This is a genomic window from Qipengyuania flava, from assembly GCF_019448255.1.
Classification (GTDB): Bacteria; Pseudomonadota; Alphaproteobacteria; order Sphingomonadales; family Sphingomonadaceae; genus Qipengyuania; species Qipengyuania flava_A.
Genome location: NZ_CP080410.1, coordinates 1330019 through 1343421 on the forward strand (window position 1 = coordinate 1330019; position 13403 = coordinate 1343421).

16 protein-coding genes and 1 tRNA gene are annotated in these 13403 nt (G+C 64.6%); 14 read left to right on the forward strand and 3 right to left on the reverse strand.

Annotated elements, in window-relative coordinates:
* Nucleotide 1 precedes the first annotated feature (1 nt).
* The 5 genes from rseP to rpmE all read left to right on the forward strand — a co-directional run bounded on the left by rseP (nt 2) and on the right by rpmE (nt 5499).
* Nucleotides 2-1144, forward strand: coding sequence for an RIP metalloprotease RseP (gene rseP / locus KUV82_RS06565; RefSeq protein WP_219956063.1), 1143 nt, complete (start codon nt 2-4; stop codon nt 1142-1144).
* Nucleotides 1145-1315: 171 nt separating this feature from the next.
* Nucleotides 1316-4027 carry an outer membrane protein assembly factor BamA gene (gene bamA / locus KUV82_RS06570; RefSeq protein WP_219956064.1) on the forward strand — a complete coding sequence of 904 codons (2712 nt, stop codon included), beginning with the start codon at nt 1316-1318 and terminating at the stop codon, nt 4025-4027.
* Nucleotides 4027-4704 (forward strand): OmpH family outer membrane protein, encoded by a 678-nt coding sequence (locus KUV82_RS06575; protein WP_219956065.1) that lies wholly within the window; start codon nt 4027-4029, stop codon nt 4702-4704. Before bamA ends, KUV82_RS06575 begins: the two co-directional genes overlap by 1 nt.
* A gap of 22 nt (nt 4705-4726) precedes the next feature.
* Entirely contained in the window at nt 4727-5179 is a 453-nt protein-coding gene (fabZ, locus tag KUV82_RS06580) for a 3-hydroxyacyl-ACP dehydratase FabZ (RefSeq protein ID WP_219956066.1), read from the forward strand.
* A 95-nt stretch (nt 5180-5274) separates the two neighbouring features.
* Complete coding sequence (rpmE, locus tag KUV82_RS06585) at nt 5275-5499, forward strand: 50S ribosomal protein L31 (protein WP_219956067.1); 225 nt, start codon at nt 5275-5277, stop codon at nt 5497-5499.
* 63 nt (nt 5500-5562) lie between these two features.
* On the opposite strand, the gene KUV82_RS06590 is transcribed toward rpmE, so the two are convergent.
* The 3 genes from KUV82_RS06590 to KUV82_RS06600 form a co-directional block, all read right to left on the reverse strand.
* Nucleotides 5563-5880 carry a TraR/DksA family transcriptional regulator gene (locus tag KUV82_RS06590; protein WP_219956068.1) on the reverse strand — a complete coding sequence of 106 codons (318 nt, stop codon included), beginning with the start codon at nt 5878-5880 and terminating at the stop codon, nt 5563-5565.
* Between the two features lie 71 nt (nt 5881-5951).
* On the reverse strand, nt 5952-6374 hold the full coding sequence (locus tag KUV82_RS06595) for a GFA family protein (RefSeq protein WP_258319886.1): 423 nt from the start codon (nt 6372-6374) through the stop codon (nt 5952-5954).
* A complete protein-coding gene (locus tag KUV82_RS06600; RefSeq protein ID WP_219956070.1) occupies nt 6374-7009 on the reverse strand; it encodes a prolyl hydroxylase family protein in 636 nt (211 codons plus the stop codon). The genes KUV82_RS06595 and KUV82_RS06600 overlap by 1 nt, the downstream gene beginning before the upstream one ends.
* A 192-nt stretch (nt 7010-7201) precedes the next feature.
* Between KUV82_RS06600 and KUV82_RS06605 the strand changes: the two genes are divergently transcribed.
* From KUV82_RS06605 to KUV82_RS06645, 9 genes are all read left to right on the forward strand, one after another.
* Nucleotides 7202-7278, forward strand: a tRNA-His gene (locus tag KUV82_RS06605).
* 50 nt (nt 7279-7328) lie between these two features.
* Complete coding sequence (locus tag KUV82_RS06610; protein ID WP_219956071.1) at nt 7329-8393, forward strand: Leu/Phe/Val dehydrogenase; 1065 nt, start codon at nt 7329-7331, stop codon at nt 8391-8393.
* A 60-nt stretch (nt 8394-8453) separates the two neighbouring features.
* Nucleotides 8454-9176, forward strand: coding sequence for a heme ABC transporter permease CcmC (gene ccmC, locus KUV82_RS06615; protein ID WP_219956072.1), 723 nt, complete (start codon nt 8454-8456; stop codon nt 9174-9176).
* Nucleotides 9176-9316 (forward strand): hypothetical protein, encoded by a 141-nt coding sequence (locus KUV82_RS06620; protein WP_219956073.1) that lies wholly within the window; start codon nt 9176-9178, stop codon nt 9314-9316. Before ccmC ends, KUV82_RS06620 begins: the two co-directional genes overlap by 1 nt.
* Nucleotides 9313-9783, forward strand: a complete 471-nt coding sequence (gene ccmE, locus KUV82_RS06625) for a cytochrome c maturation protein CcmE (RefSeq protein ID WP_219956074.1) — start codon at nt 9313-9315, stop codon at nt 9781-9783. The genes KUV82_RS06620 and ccmE overlap by 4 nt, the downstream gene beginning before the upstream one ends.
* Nucleotides 9780-11735: a heme lyase CcmF/NrfE family subunit gene (locus KUV82_RS06630; protein WP_219956075.1), complete on the forward strand. Its 1956-nt coding sequence runs from the start codon at nt 9780-9782 to the stop codon at nt 11733-11735. The genes ccmE and KUV82_RS06630 overlap by 4 nt, the downstream gene beginning before the upstream one ends.
* A complete protein-coding gene (locus KUV82_RS06635) occupies nt 11732-12256 on the forward strand; it encodes a DsbE family thiol:disulfide interchange protein (RefSeq protein WP_219956076.1) in 525 nt (174 codons plus the stop codon). The genes KUV82_RS06630 and KUV82_RS06635 overlap by 4 nt, the downstream gene beginning before the upstream one ends.
* Nucleotides 12253-12660, forward strand: coding sequence for a cytochrome c-type biogenesis protein (locus KUV82_RS06640; protein WP_219956077.1), 408 nt, complete (start codon nt 12253-12255; stop codon nt 12658-12660). The genes KUV82_RS06635 and KUV82_RS06640 overlap by 4 nt, the downstream gene beginning before the upstream one ends.
* Nucleotides 12657-13301, forward strand: coding sequence for a tetratricopeptide repeat protein (locus KUV82_RS06645; RefSeq protein WP_219956078.1), 645 nt, complete (start codon nt 12657-12659; stop codon nt 13299-13301). The genes KUV82_RS06640 and KUV82_RS06645 overlap by 4 nt, the downstream gene beginning before the upstream one ends.
* Nucleotides 13302-13403: the final 102 nt, after the last annotated feature.

The window sequence follows — 13403 nt, forward strand, 5'->3', positions numbered from 1 at the left end:
CGTGGACCTGAACCTGCCCCTCTGGCTTTACTATGTGCTCGGCTTCCCGCTGCTGCTGGGCCCGCTGGTCACCATTCACGAGCTTGGACATTATCTGGTCGGCCGTTGGTTTGGCGTCCAGGCGGAGGCTTTCTCCGTCGGTTTCGGTAAGGAAATCTGGGGCTTCACCGACAAACGTGGCACGCGCTGGAAACTTTCCGCACTGCCGCTGGGCGGCTATGTCCAATTCAAGGGCGACATGAACCCGGCCAGCATTCCCGATGCCGATGCGGTGGCCCAGGCCTCGCCCGAAGAGCGCAACGGGAGCTTCCACCACGCCGCGCTGTGGAAGCGCGCGCTGATCGTGTTCGCGGGTCCGGCCACGAACATACTTCTGACCCTTGCCATCTTCGCGAGCTTCTTTGCCTTCTACGGCAAGCCCGTCCCGACCGATCTGGACGCGCAGCTTACGGTTGCCGAGTTTGCGGAAATTTCGCCTGCTCGGGCTGCCGGTATCGAGATCGGCGACCGCATCGTCGCGGTCGAAGGCGAGGTGATGGAGGAGTTCCGCGACGTCCAGAACGCGATCATGCTTTATCCCGGTCGCACTCTCGACATCACGGTCGAGCGCGACGGAGCGGAGCAGATCATTCCGGTGCCCGTGCGCAGCGTCGAGATGGAAGACGATTTCGGCAACGTTTCCAAGGTGGGCCTCATCGGAATTGCCTCGGGCGCAGCCGGGTTCGAGTTCGAACCCCAGGGCATCGTCTCCTCGCTGGGCCTGGCGGTCGACCACTCGATCGGGATCGTCGACATGATGGTCACCGGCATCGGCCAGATTTTCACTGGCGAGCGTTCGGTTCAGGAGCTCGGCGGGCCGGTCAAGATTGCCAAGTTCTCCGGCGAGCAGCTCAGCCTAGGCGCGCTGGCGTTCATCAATTTTGTCGCGCTGATCTCGCTTAACTTGGCATTCATCAACCTCCTGCCAATCCCGGCTCTCGACGGCGGGCACCTGGCTTTTTACGCGGCTGAAGCAGTCCGCCGGAAGCCGATTGGTCCGCGCGGTCAGGAAGTGGCGTACCGCGCCGGCGTGGCTCTCGTGCTCATGCTGATGGTGTTCGTCACGATCAACGATCTGGCGACGCTTCCCGTTTTCGGGAATTAGCCGGGGAAAGGGAGCGGGATACCGGCATTTCGCCGCAGCAAAGCTTGATTGGTAAAGGCGCATGGGGCAGGGGACGGCATGGCCGCCTCGCACAGTGTGGCCTGACGCCGGATCGGGGCTGCGACAGCCGGATCTGCTGTAATGCAAACGAGGACGGGAATCTCCTTGTCGATGACTGATTTTGCTTCTGCCGCCACGCGACGCAAGAACGCCCCTGCGCGTCTGGCGATCGGCCTGCTGGCCGGGACCATGCTTGCCGGGATGCCCGGCCTCGCTTTCGCCCAGGACGAGGAAGGCGCCGAACCGGCGGCTCCGGCTCCTGCCCCGGTGATCCAGCAGGAAATCGTGCAGACCATCGCGGTCAGCGGCGCGCAGCGCCTCGAGCCGCAGACGATCCTGTCCTACATCGAACTGCGCCCGGGCGACGCCTGGACCCAGGCCGCCGGCGACGAAGTCCTCAAGGACCTCTACGCGACCGAGCTGTTCTCGACCGCCAGCGTGATCAACAACAACGGCAATGTGGTCATCAACATTGTCGAGAATCCGGTCATCAACCGCATCATCCTTGAGGGCAACCGCCGCCTCAAGAACGACAAGATCCTGCCCGAGATCAAGCTGGCTCCGCGCCAGATCTTCACGCGCTCCAAGGTGCGCGCGGACGTGGCCCGCATCATCGAGCTTTACAAGCGCCAGGGCCGCTTTGCTGCCACTGTCGAGCCGAAGATGGTCGAGCTGTCGCAGAACCGCGTCGATATCGTGTTCGAGATCAGCGAAGGGCCGAAGTCCAAGGTCCGCCAGATCAACATCATCGGCAACGAGGCCTTCTCGGATGGCGAGCTGCGCGGTGAGATGGTCACCAAGCAGGCCCGTATCACCAGCTTCCTCAGCTCGAACACCAGCTACGACCCCGATCGCCTCGCGTTCGACCAGCAGAAGCTGCGCCAGTTCTACCTGACCGAAGGCTATGCCGATTTCCGCGTGATTTCGGCTGTGGCCGAACTGACGCCGGACAAGCGCGACTTCATCATCACCTACGTGGTCGAGGAAGGCGAGCGCTACAAATTCGGCGAAGTTGCGGTGGATTCGCAGCTGCGCGATTTCGACGACGACGCCATGACCCAGCGCCTGCCGATGCAAGGCGGCGATTGGTACGACGCAAAGCTGGTTGAGGACACGGTCGAACAGCTGACCGAGCTGGCCGGTACCTTCGGCTACGCCTTTGCCGATGTCGCACCCCAGTTCTCGCGCAACCAGGACGACCTGACGATGGACGTCACCTTTGTCCTGCGCCAGGCGCCGCGCGTTTACGTCGAGCGGATCGACGTCAACGGCAACACGCTGACGCAGGACAAGGTCGTGCGCCGCGAGTTCCGTATTGCGGAAGGCGATGCCTTCAACTCGCTGTCGGTTGCCCGTTCGACCGCGCGCATCAACTCGCTCGGCTTCTTCCAGGAAAACTTCGAGGTGAACCAGGTCGAAGGCAGCGCGCCCGACCGGATCGTCCTCGAAGCAAACGTGGAAGAGCAGGCGACCGGCGAACTCCAGCTTTCGGCCGGTTTCTCGAGCCTGGAAAGCTTCATCCTCGCCGGCTCGATCCGCCAGCGCAACTTCCGCGGCCGCGGCCAGACCATCGGCCTCAGCCTCAACTATTCGCGCTTCTCGCAGTCGGCGCAGGTGAGCTTCACCGAACCCTATGTGTTCGACCGGAACATCTCGGCCGGTGTCGATATCTACCGCCGCGATCTCAACAACTTCAACCCGCGCAGCGCGGACCGCGATACGACATTCGAACAGTCGACCACGGGTCTTTCGCTGCGCGCCGGTGTGCCGCTGACCGAATACATCAGTGCGATCGCCAGCTATACGTTCAACTACGATGAAGTGTCGCTCGACGAGTCGATCTACTTCTCCGACCGCGACGGCGACGGCATCGCGACCTGCGACCCGCTGCTGGCAAGCCGCTTCCTGTGCGAAGCGATCGGCGAACGCACGAGCTCGATCCTCGGCCTCACCTTCAACTACAACACGCTCGACAGCCGCCTGCGCCCGACGCGCGGCGAAACCTTCAGCTGGACGACCGAATTCGCTGGCCTCGGCGGCAGCGTGAAGTACATCCGCTCGCGCCTGCGTGGCGGCAAGTACTGGCCGCTGGGCAGCGGCTTCATCTTCTCGGTTACGGGCGAAGCAGGCTGGATCAAGGGGCTCGAAAGCAACGTCCCTGCCGGTCAGGACGAAGTGCGCCTGACGGATCGCTTCTTCCTGGGCGAGCCGCAGATCCGCGGCTTCGACATTCGCGGCGTCGGCCCGCGCATCGTGCGCCTCAACTACTTCGACGACGATGGCGATCCCAGCACGCCGCTGGTGTCGCAGACGGTCGAAGACGCGCTGGCGCAGGACGCCCGCGTCGATGACGCCATCGGTGGTCGCGCCTACTACCTCGGCCGCGCCGAGATCGAGATTCCGCTGGGCAGCGGTGCCCGCGAACTCGGCCTGCGCCCGTCGATCTTCCTCGATGTCGGTTCGCTGTTCAACGTGACGCCGCCGCTCCTGCAGGACTTTCCGAACGGCGTGCAGCGTAGCGATGCGGACGGCAACCTGCTGTTCGAACAGCTGGGCACGGATGCCGATGGCAATCCGATCCTTGAACTCGTGCCCAACGCGACTGCGCCTGATGGCACGCCCAACAACCCGAGCATTTTCCCCGGCACCTTCTTCCGTGAAGTGTTTGTCGGTGACAGCCCGTCGCCCCGCGTTTCGGTGGGTGTCGGCGTGAATTGGAACTCGCCCTTCGGTCCGTTCCGGATCGACCTCTCGCATGTGCTGAAAAGCCAGCTGGGCGACCAGACCAAACTCTTCTCCTTCAACGTAGGAACGTCTTTCTAATGAACCTCTTTGCCAAGACCATCGCCGCGGCCGCACTTGCCGGCACGGCCGCCATTGCAACGCCTGCCGCAGCCCAGGTTTCGGGCATCGCCACCAGCAGCCCGGAAGCCGTGATCGTGCGCAGCCAGGCGCGCATCAACGCCTACCAGCAGATCGACCAGCAGTACGCGACGCAGATCCAGCAGGCCGTCACCCTGCGCCAGGAAATGGCCACGCTGCAGCAAAGCCTCGATACCAACAACGACGGTCAGGTCACGCAGGCCGAAGCCCAGGCCAATGCCGGTGTCGTGCAGCAGCTCCAGCAGAAGGAGCAGCAGCTCGCACAGATCTCGCAGCCGATCGTGCTCGCGCAGACCTACGCCATCGAGCAGCTGATCAACGACTACAACAACGTCCAGCAGCAGGTCATCCAGCAGAAGGGCATCCAGCTCCTCCTGACGCCGGAAGCCATCCAGTGGGGTCCGGACACGCTGAACGTGACCAACGACCTGGTTGCGACGATGAACCAGCGTATGCCGAGCGTGCAGATCACCCCGCCGGCCGGCTGGCGCCCGCGCCAGGAATCGCTGCAGACCCAGCAGACCGTTTCGCAGGTCCTGCTCGGCGTTGCACAGCGCCAGGCTGCCGCCCAGCAGCAGCAACAGCAGCAACAGACCCAGCAGCCGACCGGCCGCTAATCGCACTATCGGGAGCAGGGGCATGAGCGAGACCGGTTTCGACGTTGTCGAGGTGCTGAAGCGCCTTCCGCATCGCTATCCCCTGCTGCTGGTTGACCGCGTGAAAGTGCTCGTCGTCGACGAGCGCATCCACGCGGTCAAAGCGGTCAGCTTCAACGAGGATTTCTTCCAGGGGCATTTCCCCGGCGCGCCGATCATGCCCGGCGTGCTCCAGATCGAAGCGCTGGCTCAGGCCGCCGGCGTGCTCGCGGTGGAAAGCCTCGGTCTCGCAGGCTCGGGCAAGCTGGTCTATTTCATGGCGATCGAGAACGCGAAGTTCCGCGCTCCGGTCACACCCGGTGTGCTGCTCGATCTCGAAGCCGAGTTCGTCCAGAAGCGCGCCCGCGTGTGCAAGTTTGCCGGCAAGGCCAGCGTCGACGGCAAGGTGACCTGCGAGGTGCAGTTCACCGCCATGATCGCCGACGCCCCCGAATAAGGTTGCCAATCCCTGCGCTCGCCGCTATGCGCGCGCCTTCTCCACACAACAGCTGGACCGGTCGGAACCGTTCCGAGGCTAAGAGGACGCTTACAATGAAGACCGAAGGTCACCCCGATTATCACATGATCACGGTCAAGATGACCGATGGCACCGAATTCCAGACGCGCTCCACCTGGGGCAGCGAGGGCGATACGCTGCAGCTCGATATCGACCCGACCAGCCACCCGGCATGGACCGGCGGCACCAAGCAGATTCAGGAAGGCGGCCGCGTTGCAGCCTTCAACAAGCGTTTCGGCGGCCTCTCGCTCAAGAAGTAAGAGCGGCAAGCCACGCTGGCTTTTCGAAGGGCGGTCCTGCGGGGCCGCCCTTTTGCGTTCCGGTCAGGATGCGCAGTCGATGCAGCGCGTGGCAATCGGGCGCGCCTCGAGACGTCCTTGCGAGATCGGATTGCCGCACTGGCTGCATATGCCGTAGCTGCCGTTTTCGATACGCAGCAGCGCCAGGCGGATCTGCCCGATCTCCGTGCGCAGCACCTCGTCGATCCCTTCCAGGGCCTCGTCGTCGGACAGGTCGACTGCCTGCTCGCTGAAATCGGCATCAAGTGGCTGGCGCAGGTCGTCTTCGATGACTTCGGCGCGGCCGAGCAGGTCCGCAAGGCGGGTCTGCAATTGGGTGCGCATGGCGCTGTAATCGGTCATTCCTCGATCCCCGATGCTATTTGCGTTGAGGAACCGCTATCACAGGGCAAGGCGCGGGGAGTTGATGTGGATCAATCCGGTTCCCGGACATAGCGCATCACACCGACGTAGCGGTCTTCGCCCCCGTCGGCAGGGTGGTTCTGCCCGTCGAAAACGCGCACTTCGTCCATGTCGTAGATCGTCATCCCGTCGATGCAGGCGAAATTGACGCCATAGTGATCGGGTTCCGAGCGAAGTTGGTGGAACGGGTGGATGCCGCATTTCGAGCAGAAGTGGTGCTTCGCAGCCCCCGTGCCGAAGGTGTAGAGGGTCAGCGCATCCTCGCCTTCCAGAATTTCGAGCGAGGCGATGGGTACGTCGAACATGACGACGCCTTTCATCCCGCAGATGGTGCAGTTGCAGCGGCGCACCACGGGGTCTTCGGGGACAGTGAAGCGGAAGCGTACCGTGCCGCAATGGCATCCGCCTTCGTGCACATCGCCAGCCTTGAGCATCACCAGCCCCATTCCTTCTCGCGGTACCATTTCGTGATCACGTATTTCAGGCCCTTGCGCACTTTCATGCCGTGATGAAGCGTGTTGGGATTCTCGCTCCCGTCGGGGCGCATGTTGTTCCAGCACACCAGCTTTCCCGCCTCGGGCTGGAAGGTCTTCTTGACTGCCTTGAACCGTGTCGCGCCGCCGGCCTCGACATCGTTTAGATAGACCATGAAGGTCCAGGTCCGCTGGCCCGCGACCGAACAATACTTTTCCCAATCCTGCCCGCCGCGATTGAAGTAGTCGCAGTGCGCCTTGAACTCCTGCCCGACATCATAGCGCTGGCCCTGGACCGGCTCGCCATGGGCCCTGTCGATCCCGTTCAGCGCCTCGAACAGCGCTTCGAGCCGTTGCACTGCGGGCTCATCGGCAGACAGGTCGCAGGTCTCGCTGGTGCGGAAATAGCGGTCATCGCCCGCATCGGCGAGGGTGGAGGGCCGCCGGTCCTGTTCGATTAGCGCGATCAGCTCCTCGCGCAGGTCCGCGGGCACGAAGTCGCGCAACTGGAATAGCTCGATCTTCTCGCTCGGCACACGCTGCACGCCGCTGTGTGAAAGCAGTTTCTCTGCCGAAGATTCGCCCGGTCCCGTCATGCGCCCAGTGATAGCGCCCCGCGAAGCGGCGGCAACCGCGAAAGAAAATTGCGTCCACTGCCCCGATGCGCGTTTTTCGCTTCCCAATCCCGGCTCATTGTGCAACAGGCACGCGCCGTTGCGCAGGGCGGGTTGACGCTGTCACCGCGAGGCGTATCAGGCCTGCTTCCCGGACGGTTCCGGGGGCATGTGGCGATCGTAGCTCAGTTGGTTAGAGCGCCGGTTTGTGGTACCGGAGGTCGCGGGTTCGAACCCCGTCGATCGCCCCATTTTTCCCCTCATCTGCCGTCCATAACAGCTCTTTGGGGGCACGCACGGCATGACGGCTTTCTGGACCGAAGCGGATTTTGACGACCACGAACTCGTTCAGGTGGTTCGCGACGCGAAGAGCGGTCTGACGGCGATTATCGCGCTGCATTCCACCCATCTCGGCCCCGGCGCCGGCGGCACGCGCTTCTGGCACTACGCCGAACCTGCGGACGCAATGCGCGATGCGCTGCGCCTGTCGCGCGGCATGAGCTACAAGAACGCCATGGCCGGCCTGCCCATGGGCGGCGGCAAGGCCGTGATCCTGGCGGACAAGGACAGGACCAAGACGCCGGAAATGCTCGCAGCCTTCGCCGACGCGGTCGAAGGGCTCGGCGGGCGTTACGTGACCGCCGAAGATGTCGGCATTTCGGAAGCCGACATGGCCGCCGTTGCCGAGCGTACCCAGCATGTCTCGGGTCTCCCGGTCGAAGGCGAGGACGCCGCTGGCGGTGATCCGGGTCCCTTTACCGCCCTTGGCATCTTCCTCGGCATCAAGGCCGCCGTGCAGCACAAGATGGGCAAGGACAGCGTCGAAGGCGTGCATGTCGCCCTGCAGGGCACCGGCAGCGTCGGCGGCGGCGTTGCCCGTTTGCTGGCGCGCGATGGCGCGAAGCTTACCCTTTCGGACATCCACGAAGACCGCGCCGAAGCTCTGGCTGCGGAACTCGGCGCGGAAACGGCTGCGCCCGATGCGATCATGTCGGTCGCCTGCGATGTGTTCAGCCCCAACGCGCTTGGTGCGATCCTCGATGATGAGGGCATTGCCCGTCTCGATTGCCAGATCGTTGCCGGCGGCGCCAACAACCAGCTTCGCCGGCCCGAACACGGCCCGATGCTGGCGAAGCGCGGCATCCTCTACGCGCCCGATTACGTCATCAACGCGGGCGGCATCATCTCGGTCACGCTCGAGTATCTGTGCCGCAAGGACAAGGCGCCCTGCGACATCAACGAAGTGCGCAAGCGCATCGCGCTGATCCCCGGCCGCCTCGAGCAGATCTGGCAGGAAAGCGACGCCAGCGGCGTCTCGCCCGACCAGGTTGCCGACCGCATGGCGCAGGAACTCATCGGCCGTTGAAACTGCGCCCTTGCGACGCCGGGAGAGCGCTGCCAAAGCGGGTCTGAACGGTAATAGTCGATGCATGGTTTCGCCAATCCCAAGCGCTTTCTGTCCCTCGCGCGCTGGCTGACGCCGCTGCTGCTTGGCAGCGGGCTGCTGCTTGTGGCGGGCTCGCTTTACTGGGGCCTGTTCCAGGTCCCTCCCGACCGCCTGATGGGCGAGACGGTGCGCATCCTGTTCCTGCATGTTCCGTCGGCCTGGCTCGGCATGGGTGGATGGACCGCTATTGCCATTTCCAGTCTCGTCTTTCTTGTCTGGCGGCATCCGCTGGCCGCGCTCGCGGCGCGGGCCGCTGCCGTCCCGGGCCTCGTCTTCACCGTCATCTGTCTCGCCACCGGATCGATCTGGGGGCGCCCGACCTGGGGCACATGGTGGGTGTGGGACGGGCGGCTGACCAGCATGCTTGTGCTGGCGTTCCTCTACCTCGCCTATATCGCGCTGGCGCAGGCCGCCGAGCGTGAGGGCGTCTCGCCTCGCATCCCGGCCATTTTCGGTCTGCTGGGGGCGATCAACATCCCGATCATCAATCGCAGCGTCGTATGGTGGAACTCGCTCCACCAGCCGCCCAGCATCACCATGGGCAAGAGCGCGATCGACCCTGAATTTCTCGTGCCGCTGCTCGTCGCCGTGATCGGCTTCTCCCTGCTGTTCGGCGGCGTAGTGCTCGCACGGATGCGGGCGCTGCTCGCCGATATCCAGGCCGAAGCGCGCCTGCGCCGCAAGGCGATGGAGGCGGCGTGATGCGCGAGGCGCTGGACCAGTGGGATTTCGTGATTGCAGCCTACGCCGTGGGTGTGCTGGGCACGCTTGCTATGATCGTGTGGGCTTGGGCCGATATGAAACGCGCTGAGAAACGGCGCGAGGAGAGCCGGAAGAAGTGAGCGCGCTCAAACCGAAACACCAGCGGCTGGTCCTAGTCGTGCTGGCGCTTGTGGCGCTGGTCGGGGCAGGGCTTCTGGCCGCCTACGCTCTGCGCAACCAGGCGAATTATTTCTACCTGCCCGAGCAGATGCTCGCCGATCCGCCCGAAGTGGGCCAGGCCGTGCGGCTTGGCGGCATGGTCGAGCCCGGCTCGCTTGAGACCGCGGCCGATGGCATCACCCTGACCTTCGCAGTGACGGGCAATGACAATGCGCGCGTTCCGGTGCGCTTTGCCGGCATTGCGCCCGACCTCTTCGTGGAAGGGTCCGGCGTTGTTGCCGAAGGGCGGCTCGGCGCTGACGGGACCTTCGTTGCCGACAATCTGCTGGCGAAGCACGACGAGAATTACATCCCCCGCGAGTTGCAGGAGATGGAGCAGCACGAAGCGGCGCGCATGGCGGAAGAAACGACGGTCGGCCTCGAATGATCGCCGAACTCGGTCTCGCTGCCCTGTGGCTCGCTGCGGCGCTCGCCGCGCTGCAGATGATCGCGGGCTTCCTCGCGGTTCGTGACGGCGGCGAAAGCGCGCTGGCGCAGCTGATCCGACCGGCCGCCATCGTCCAGGGCGCTCTGGTGACCTTCTCCTTTGCCATGCTGGTCTGGCTGTTCGCCATTACCGACCTTTCGGTAAAGCTTGTCGCGACGAATTCCCACTCGATGAAGCCGCTGATCTTCAAGCTTTCCGGCAGCTTCGGGAACCACGAAGGGTCGATGCTTCTGTGGGTCATGGTCATGGGCCTTGCCGGCGGCCTGATCGCGCTGGTCGAACGCCGCCTGCCCGAGCGCACGATGAACGCGACGCTTGCCGCGCAGGGCGTGGTGAGCGTGGGTTTCTACGCATTCCTGTTGCTGAGCTCGAACCCGTTCGAGCGCCTGCCGACACCGCCTGCCGAAGGCATGGGCCTCAACCCGCTGCTGCAGGACATCGGCCTCGTGTTCCATCCGCCGACGCTTTATCTTGGCTATGTCGGCCTGTCGGTCGCCTTCAGCTTTGCCGTGGGCGCGTTGTTGACGCGGCAGGTTACCCCCGATTTTGCCCGCGCAATGCGCCCCTGGATCCTCGGCGCCTGGGTGCTGCTGACCATTGGCATCATCGCTGGGAGCTACTGGGCCTATTACGAGCTGGGCTGGGGCGGCTGGTGGTTCTGGGATCCGGTCGAAAACGCCTCGCTCATGCCCTGGCTCGCCGCGACCGCGCTGCTGCATTCGGCCAGCGTCCTTGCCAGCCGCGACGCGCTGCGCACCTGGACGATCATGCTGGGCGTGGTTGCCTTCTCGATGAGCATGGTCGGCACCTTCCTTGTCCGCTCGGGTATCCTGACCAGCGTGCACGCTTTTGCCGTCGATCCGGAGCGCGGATCCTTCATCCTCTTGCTCCTCGCCATCTACATCGGCGGCGCACTGCTGCTGTTTGCCCTGCGCGCAGGCACGATCAGCGAAGGCCAGCGCTTCTCCGTCGCGAGCCGCGAAGGCGCACTGGTGTTCAACAATGTGATGCTGAGCGCGATCCTCGCCATCGTGCTTCTCGGCACGCTCTACCCGCTGCTGACCGAGGCATTCGATGTGCGCGTTTCCGTCGGTCCCCCGTATTTCAACCCGGTCGGGGCGATATTCACCCTGCCGATGCTGGCGGTGATGGCGGTCGGTCCGCTGCTGCGCTGGCGGCAGGACCGGATGGACCGGATCGGCAAGGAAATTGCGCTGTTTGCCGCGCTTGTCCTGGCCGCGCTGATCCTCACCAGCCTGCTGGCGGACATCGCCATCCTGCCGCTGCTTGGCCTTGCCCTTGGCTTGGGCCTTGCCGTGGCGAGCCTCCTGCCGCTGCGCGGCCGCAAGCTTTCGCGCACGCCGCTTTCCACTTGGGGCATGGTGGTCGCCCACTTCGGCGTTGCCGTCGCGCTCATCGGCATGGCGAGCGAAAGCGCCTTCACCAGCGAACGCCTTGCCGCGGTCGAGGAAGGCGGCACCACCACCGTCGGGCCCTGGACCATCACGCTCGAAGCCGTGGAACCCGTGGCCGGCCCGAACTGGACCGCGATCCAGGGCCGGATGACCGCCCGCTACAATGACGGCGAAGCGCGGCAGGTTGCACCCCAGGCGCGCAATTTCTGGGCGCCCTTGCAGCAGACGACGGAAAGCGCGCTGGTGACGCGATGGAACGGCCAGCTCTACGCCGTGATGGGCGACCGCGCGCCCGATGGCCGCTGGCAGGTGCGCCTGTGGTGGAAGCCCTTTGTGACGCTCATCTGGTACGGCGGCTTGATCGTGGCGCTGGGCGGCGTGCTGGCGCTTATCGGACGGGTTCTCAGCGATCTTCGTCACCGGCGCCTTGCCGCGCGCATTGCCGAACGCCGCGCTGACCGGGAGGCCATGGCATGAGCTGGCGCGTGTGGGTTCCACTATTCGCCTTTGCGCTGTTCCTCGGCCTTGCGGGCTACCAACTGACGCAGCCGAAGGATGAGTTCGTCGAAAGCCGCATGGTCGGACGCGAATTGCCCTATTTCGACCTGCCGCCCGCGATGGATGGCGTGGCAGGCGCGACGAATGCGGACTTTGCCGACGGCACGCCCAAGCTGCTGAACATCTGGGCGAGCTGGTGCCTGCCGTGCATTGCCGAGGCCCCGCATCTTGAAGCGCTGAAGGAGCAGGGCGTCGAGATCATCGGGGTCGCCATCCGCGACCGGCCCGAAGATGTCACTCGCTTCCTCGCACAGCATGGCAATCCCTATACGCGCATTGCCGCCGACGACTTGTCCGAGGTGCAGCTTGCGATTGGCTCTTCGGGCGTGCCCGAAACCTTCGTCATCGATGGCGAGGGGGTGATCCGGTACCAGCACATCGGAGATATCCGCGCAAACGACGTGCCGATCCTGCTGGCCGAGCTGGAGAAAGCCCGATGATCCGCGCACTCCTCGCAGCGCTGCTGGTGGCCCTGTGTGCACCGGCCATCGCCCAGCAGACCATGCCTCCGGCGCCCTTCGCCTACCGCCAGCTCGACGATCCCGCGCAGGAAGCCGCCGCGCAGGAGCTGATGGAGACGCTGCGCTGCCTCAAGTGCCAGTCGCAATCGATCGCGGACAGCGATGCGCCCATGGCCGGCGATATGCGCCACCAGGTGCGCATCCGGATCGCTGCGGGCGAGAATCCCGAAGATGTGCGCGCCTGGCTGGTCGAGCGCTACGGCGACTACGTCAGCTACAAACCGGAGATCAACGCGGCGACCTGGCCGCTGTTTGCCATTCCGGTGGCCCTGATCCTGCTTGCGCTCGGGGTGCTGCTTAGCCGCTACCGGAGGCGCGCATGACCTGGCTTCCGGTCCTTCTCCTGGCGGTCCTCGTTTTCGGGCTGGCGGTGGTGCTTCTCAAAATTCCGCGCACTCTGTGGATGCTGTTTGGCTCTACCCTGCTGTTCGGTCTTGCCGGCTACGCGATGCAGGGCAATCCGGGGCAGGCCGCATCTCCCGCCGCGCCGAGTATCGAAGCAGCTTCGCAAACGGGCGAGCTGATGGTCGAGGCGCGGCGTGAATTCTATTCGGAAAGCCAGCTTCCTTCGCGATTTGTGGTCACGGCAGACGCCTTTACGCGCCGCGGCCAGCACGAGCAGGCAGCCAACTTCCTGCGCAACGCCGTTGCCGAGAACCCGAACGACGGAGAAGCGTGGATCGCGCTGGGCAACGCGCTGGTCGAACACGCGGATGGCCAGCTGACGGCCGCCGCCCTTTTCGCCTTTTCGCGGGCCGAGCAGGTCGCGCCCCGTAACCCCGCGCCGACCTACTTCCTCGGCCTGTCCTATCTGCGGGCGGGCGAGCCGGGCCGGACCCTCGCGCTATGGCGCGAGCTGCTCGAAAGCGCGCCCGAGGACGCACCCTGGAGGCCCGCCCTCGAGGCCCGACTCGCACGGCTGCAGGACATTCTCGGGATGCCGGCGTCGCAGATTCCGGAATAAGGCGTTACAAAGCAGAAACTTGCCTCGCGTGTTGCGGGTGCGAAGCCTTGCTGCTAGTTCCCGCGCCTTCGCCGCCATGGTGGAGTGACCCGATGCAATCGG